Source organism: Pseudonocardia sp. (genome assembly GCF_025965585.1).
Lineage (GTDB): Bacteria > Actinomycetota > Actinomycetes > Mycobacteriales > Pseudonocardiaceae > Pseudonocardia.
The window spans coordinates 1-5,004 of record NZ_JAOPWR010000329.1; the positions used below are offsets into that span (position 1 = coordinate 1).

Below are 5,004 nucleotides of genomic sequence, written 5' to 3' on the forward strand. Positions count from 1 at the left end.
GTCTGATTCCTGCCGTGGGTTGGACCCCCATCCGGTCGAAGCCGTACGGCGGGTCACGAACTCTTCGCGGATCTGCTCGGGTAACGCGTCCCAGGAATCGTGGATCAGGAGGTCGAAAAGTTCGTCACCAGCCTTGTTGCGACCTTCTCCCGCAGCGAGGACGACGTCAGCGGTGCCGAGTCCGCTGTGCCGCATTGGGAGGTGCGTACGGCGTACAGAAAGAAGAAGCGCTCCGGAATGGGCAGGGCAGCGCTGTCCGTGTGGTAGCACGCCTTGAGATCATTTCGGGTCCAGCAACCACCGTCGATTTCCGGATCGCTCAATATGCGTCCACCAGTCGGCTGGGGTTTGCTCGGGCTGCTCGGGAGAGGTCGTTGTTGCTGATGCCGAGATGGATGCCGTGTTCGGACATGGCGGCCACGACGTGGGGAGCGAGGACGGGGTCGGCTTGGGCCATGGCGGCCATGAGCCGGGAGAAGTGGCGCCGTTCGCGGAGGGCGTCACCGATGAGGCCTGCAGGGTTGTCGCGTCCGGCCAGTTCCAGCCCGCGTAGCAGCAGGGTGTCGAAGCGGGTGGGGTCGACGCCGGTGTTGGTGACCCGTTGGCGGGCGCTCCAGCACGCGGAGGCCCAGACGGTGCCATCGGCGTGGGGGTCGCTGTGGGGCCCGCCCCGGAAGTGGGCCATCGTCCAGCGGGGGTCGAGTTTGCGGCGTCGTTGTTCGGTCTGCGGGATCCTGTGGCGGTGCCAGCCGTAGATGTCTGGGGTGCCCAGCAGCATCGCAGTGATCACATCGGCGGTGCCTTCGTCCAGCGCGGTCTTCTTGTTGGTCTGCTGCCCAGGCGGGCGCAGCCGGTTGAGCCGGAGGTCCGCGGTGTGCCGGCACACGTGGTGGCCGACCTCGTGGCAGACGATGGCGGAGTTGTGCGCGGGCGCAAGGAAATACCGGTCTGTGTCGGAGGTGGCGGCGAAACCCGCGCCCCCACCCAGATGCACCTCCCCGGCCGGGCTGGCCGCGTCCGGGTCGGCCCCCACCCCCTGGCCGGGCAGCCGGTAGTGCCCGCCGCTCCACCGGCGGGACTGCTCGTGCATCCCGATGCGCACCATCAGACGAGGCAGCGGATGTCCCAGCAGCCCGTTTACGTACCGCAGCGCCCGCTGGGTGTGAAAGGCAACGTTGACCACCCCGAACGCCCGTGCCGCCCGGTCGGCCGCCGCACCGGCCAACGGACCGCCACCGGCGGAAGGGTCGAACACCAACCCTCCGCCCGGGCCGCCGCCGGTGAACAACGCTCCGCCGCGCTCGTCGCGGATCGTGGCCTCGGGCAAGACCACGTGCGCCGACCCGACCTCGAGGACATCCAATTCGGCCTCCCCGAGCCGCCCCGGCCCACCCCGCCCCTCGGACCCGTTGCGCCCTTCGGAGCAGCCGCGCCGGTCGGGGGGGAGGTAGACCGCCGCGCGGGTCATGCCGGAACCGCCGCACCGCTCAACAGCTCCAGCGCACCACCGGCGATCAGCTCCTCCGGCGACAACACCGGAAGCCCGGTCGCCGCCGCCGCTTCGCGCGACGCCAACGGACTCGCCGTCAACAACCCACTCACCGCCCGCACCGGGGCACCCAGATCCGCCATGATCCGGACCCCGGCCACGGCGCTGAGCGCATCGGCCACCGCCAGCACCACCCCGTCCGCGAACCCCGCCAAACCTGCGGCCAACCCCCGGGTCTCCTGTTGCAACAACCCGTCGGCGATCTCCAACACCACCACCGACGCACCTCGCCCGACCAGTGCGTCCCGGATCCCGACCATCGTGGCCCGCAACCGCTGCGGCGGATAACCGAACGTCGACGCCATCCCGAAATCCAGGAAATCCACGATCTCAGCCGCCCCGGCGTCCTGATACATCCACCGGTCCTTCCCGCTCCCCGAACCGGTTACCTTGCCCGCCCCCACCCGCAACCCGGCGCGTGACCACCCCTGCACCAACGCCGCCGCCGTCGTGGTCTTCCCCGCCCCCATCGACGAACCCACCACCACGAACGTGCCCAACTCGGCCCGCGCCGACACGGGCGCCGCCATCGCACATCCATCCAGCGACAACGGCCGACCGGACCGATCGGCCAACAAGCCCAGCACCTCCAGCACCGTGGGCTCACCACGCCGCGCGTGCGCCGAGGCCACCCGCCCGACCACACCACCCGCGGTCAACAGGTGGGCCACCGACCCCGTCGGCAGATACCCTTCGTAGTAATCAGTCGCATACCGATTACCGAACGCCCCCACCACCACATCCCCCGAATACAACCGGACCTGCCGGCCATTCGTGTTCTCCAGATGGTCGTGAGCCTGCACGTCCAGCACCCTGGCCGCCACGAGATCCCCCAACCGCGGCTCACGATCAAGGCTCCCCAGCCCGGCCGCCCCACGATCAACCACCCCACGGGTGACATAACTCCACTTGGCATCCAGAAACTGTTGCATCACTAGCCCCCCGTGCTGGAACTCGAACCGGATATCCGCGCCCACGTATCGATATCCGCGCTCACAAATGGTCATTTCCGCGCTGCTTGCTTGCATCGGCCGCAGCCGCTTCGGTGACATGCGTCCACGTCACCCGACGCGCGCGCGGCCGGAACTAGGCGCTCGGAGCCTCGGCAGAAGAACCAAGGCGTCGATGATCCTTTCGCCGGCATCCACTGGCTGACGAAGATCGTGTCGTGCGTCGTCTGTCCCGGATGGTGCGCTCCTTGTCCGTCAACCGGCAGCGACTGCAGGCCGTCGACTTCGCCTGCGGCGGTCAGTTCAGGCTGGTAACAGACGGGTGCGTCCGAGGACGCGTCGCCTCTCTGGCGTCGACTCGGTCGTCGCTGCTGGGCAACGAGAGCGGGTGGTGCCTGCCCACGATCTCGTCAGGTCTCCGGCTCACAATCGGTGACGTCCCCGATCTTTCCGGAGCCGGTATCCGCTCCGGCCTATTCGGCAAACCCCGAGCGAACTAAGCACTGGCAGTAGCAGTACAAGTACCGTGAGTGTCCCCGCTGGAGACACCTTCGTATCGTACCCTTCCTTGACCGACGTGCAAGGAGCGTTATTTCGATCGTCGGCCGTGGACTCGATGATCCCCCGCTGCGCCGTCGTTCAGCTTGCCGAATTGCGCATGGTTGGCTGAGTGCCTGGATCACCGTGAAAATATGCCGGCGGGGTGAGTCGTGACGCACGAATGCCCTTCTGAGCTGGGAGAATGTGGCTTGCCACGATCACATTGGTCCCCGATAGAAGGGCATCCGCTGGATGCGACTTATCCCGCGCTCGCCCCACCACACGGCACCCACCCGCGACGAAGACCTGTCACCGTGCGGTCTCGGCCGTCAGCGTGGCGCGGGCGAGCAGATCGACCTGGTCGGGGTCGGCAGAGCAGGGAAAGAGCACCAGCTCGTCGCACCCCGCCTCGGCGTACCCGTCGATCTCACGCCGCAGGGTGTCGGTGTCGGTGAGGGCCCGTTCGGCGATGGCCTCGGCCGCGGCCTCGCCGCGGTAGCCGTAGTAGTCGGTGAGGTAGCGACGGGCAGCGAGGCGGCCGTCCCGGCCGAGCGCGAAGTGGCCGATCGCCGCCAGGTACGGCACCCCCTCCCGGCCGCCGTCGGTCCAGGCCGAGAGCACGAGGTCCGCGGTGCGGCGGAACGCTTCCGGCCCGCCGCCGTCCGCGATCCACCCGGCGCCGTGTCGGACGACCCGGCGGATCGTGGCAGGTCCGTTCCCCCCGACCAGGACGGGCGGGCCGCCGGGCTGCGCGGGCAGCGGGCCGATCGAGCCGGTCCCGCCGGCCGCCACCCCCCGCCAGATCTGGCACATCTCCTCCAGCATCTGGTCCTGGGCGCGGCCCCGCCGGTTGATGTCGGCCCGGGAGGCGACGTAGTCGTCCTCGCGGTCGCCGGTCACGACCGCGACGGTGAGCCGCCCGAGGCTCAGCCGGTCCACGCTGGCGAGCTGCTTCGCCACCACGGCGCCGCCGCCCCGGAAGGGGGCGAGCAACACCGTCCCGAGCAGCCGGATGTCCGTGACGGCGGCCGCGGCGCCGAGCACCGGGATCGGGTCGTAGTTGTCGTACACGATGCGGTCCAGCACGCCGACGCTCGAGAAGCCGACCTCCTCGGCCGCCCTCGTCCACTCGACGATCGTTGCGCCGTCGGTGCCACGGACGGCCGCCGGAAGGCCGATGCCGATGTCCATAGAACCCTCCAAGGGCCCGACCGCGCGACGGCGGTCCCGACGCGGAGCGATACCCCCCGGCCGGGGGCCCAAACGCGGTCGGGACCGCGGATCAGCGCTCGACGTCTGCCAGCAGTCGCTGAGCGGCGGGTGCGCCGTCGGTACGCCCAGCGGCGGCGACGGACCTGGCGCGGCCTGCCCCGTCGGCCTGGGGGTGTGGCTGAGGGCCGTGGTCAGCGAGTCGGTGGTCGGAACTCCCCCATTTCCCGGAGTCGGCCCGGGTGACCGGCGGTGGCCGAGGACGTCGCGGGCGGACCCGCGGGGTCGCGATCAGCTCGGGGACGGCAGGTCGGTGCGGCGTTCGCCGCCGCCGCGGGGACGGGCAGGGCGACGGGGGCGGACGCGGCCGCGGTCTCCCGGGCCAGGAATGTGCCGAGCTCAGGGGAGCCGCAGCACCACCGCGACGACGAAGCAGAGGAAGGCGACGATCGCGGCCGAGGACCGGAAGACGTCGATCCGCTCCCACCGGAGCACGGTGGCCTCCCAACCCGCGGGCGGTGCGTCGGCCTGCCAGTCGTTCACCCGCATGTTGATCGGCACGGTCCCCAGGAACGAGAAGAGCACGAATGCGACCAGGGCGATCACTCCCGCCCACCGGAACACGACGCCGTCACCGGTGCCGCTGACGACCAGCACCGCGATCCCGACGAGGACGGTGGGGATCATGAGGATCGGGACGATCACCTTCAGGCTGCGTACGAGCGCCACCCGGGCCTGGATGTGTGCGCGGTCCTC

General features: G+C 70.0%; 5 protein-coding genes. All 5 read right to left on the reverse strand.

Annotation, left to right across the window (positions count from 1 at the left end):
• Positions 1-195, reverse strand: a 195-nt coding sequence (locus tag JWR81_RS20050; protein ID WP_297654970.1) for a hypothetical protein, incomplete at its 3' end; no start/stop codon positions are given.
• Between the two features lie 124 nt (positions 196-319).
• The gene (locus tag JWR81_RS20055; RefSeq protein WP_297654973.1) at positions 320-1,468 is read right to left on the reverse strand and encodes a hypothetical protein; all 1,149 of its coding nucleotides are present in this window, start codon (positions 1,466-1,468) and stop codon (positions 320-322) included.
• Positions 1,465-2,601, reverse strand: coding sequence for a DUF1611 domain-containing protein (locus JWR81_RS20060; protein WP_297654976.1), 1,137 nt, complete (start codon positions 2,599-2,601; stop codon positions 1,465-1,467). Before JWR81_RS20060 ends, JWR81_RS20055 begins: the two co-directional genes overlap by 4 nt.
• A 747-nt stretch (positions 2,602-3,348) precedes the next feature.
• A complete protein-coding gene (locus JWR81_RS20065) occupies positions 3,349-4,230 on the reverse strand; it encodes an LLM class flavin-dependent oxidoreductase (RefSeq protein ID WP_297654979.1) in 882 nt (293 codons plus the stop codon).
• Positions 4,231-4,647: 417 nt separating this feature from the next.
• Positions 4,648-5,004: DUF1772 domain-containing protein (locus JWR81_RS20070; protein WP_297654981.1), on the reverse strand; the 357-nt coding region annotated here is incomplete at its 5' end.

Excerpts from the sequence above, each read along its gene's own strand:
- JWR81_RS20055 (WP_297654973.1), bottom strand. The coding sequence starts at position 1,468 with ATGACCCGCGCGGCGGTCTACCTCCCCCCCGACCGGCGCGGCTGCTCC.
- JWR81_RS20060 (WP_297654976.1), bottom strand. The coding sequence starts at position 2,601 with ATGTCACCGAAGCGGCTGCGGCCGATGCAAGCAAGCAGCGCGGAAATG.
- JWR81_RS20065 (WP_297654979.1), bottom strand. The coding sequence starts at position 4,230 with ATGGACATCGGCATCGGCCTTCCGGCGGCCGTCCGTGGCACCGACGGC.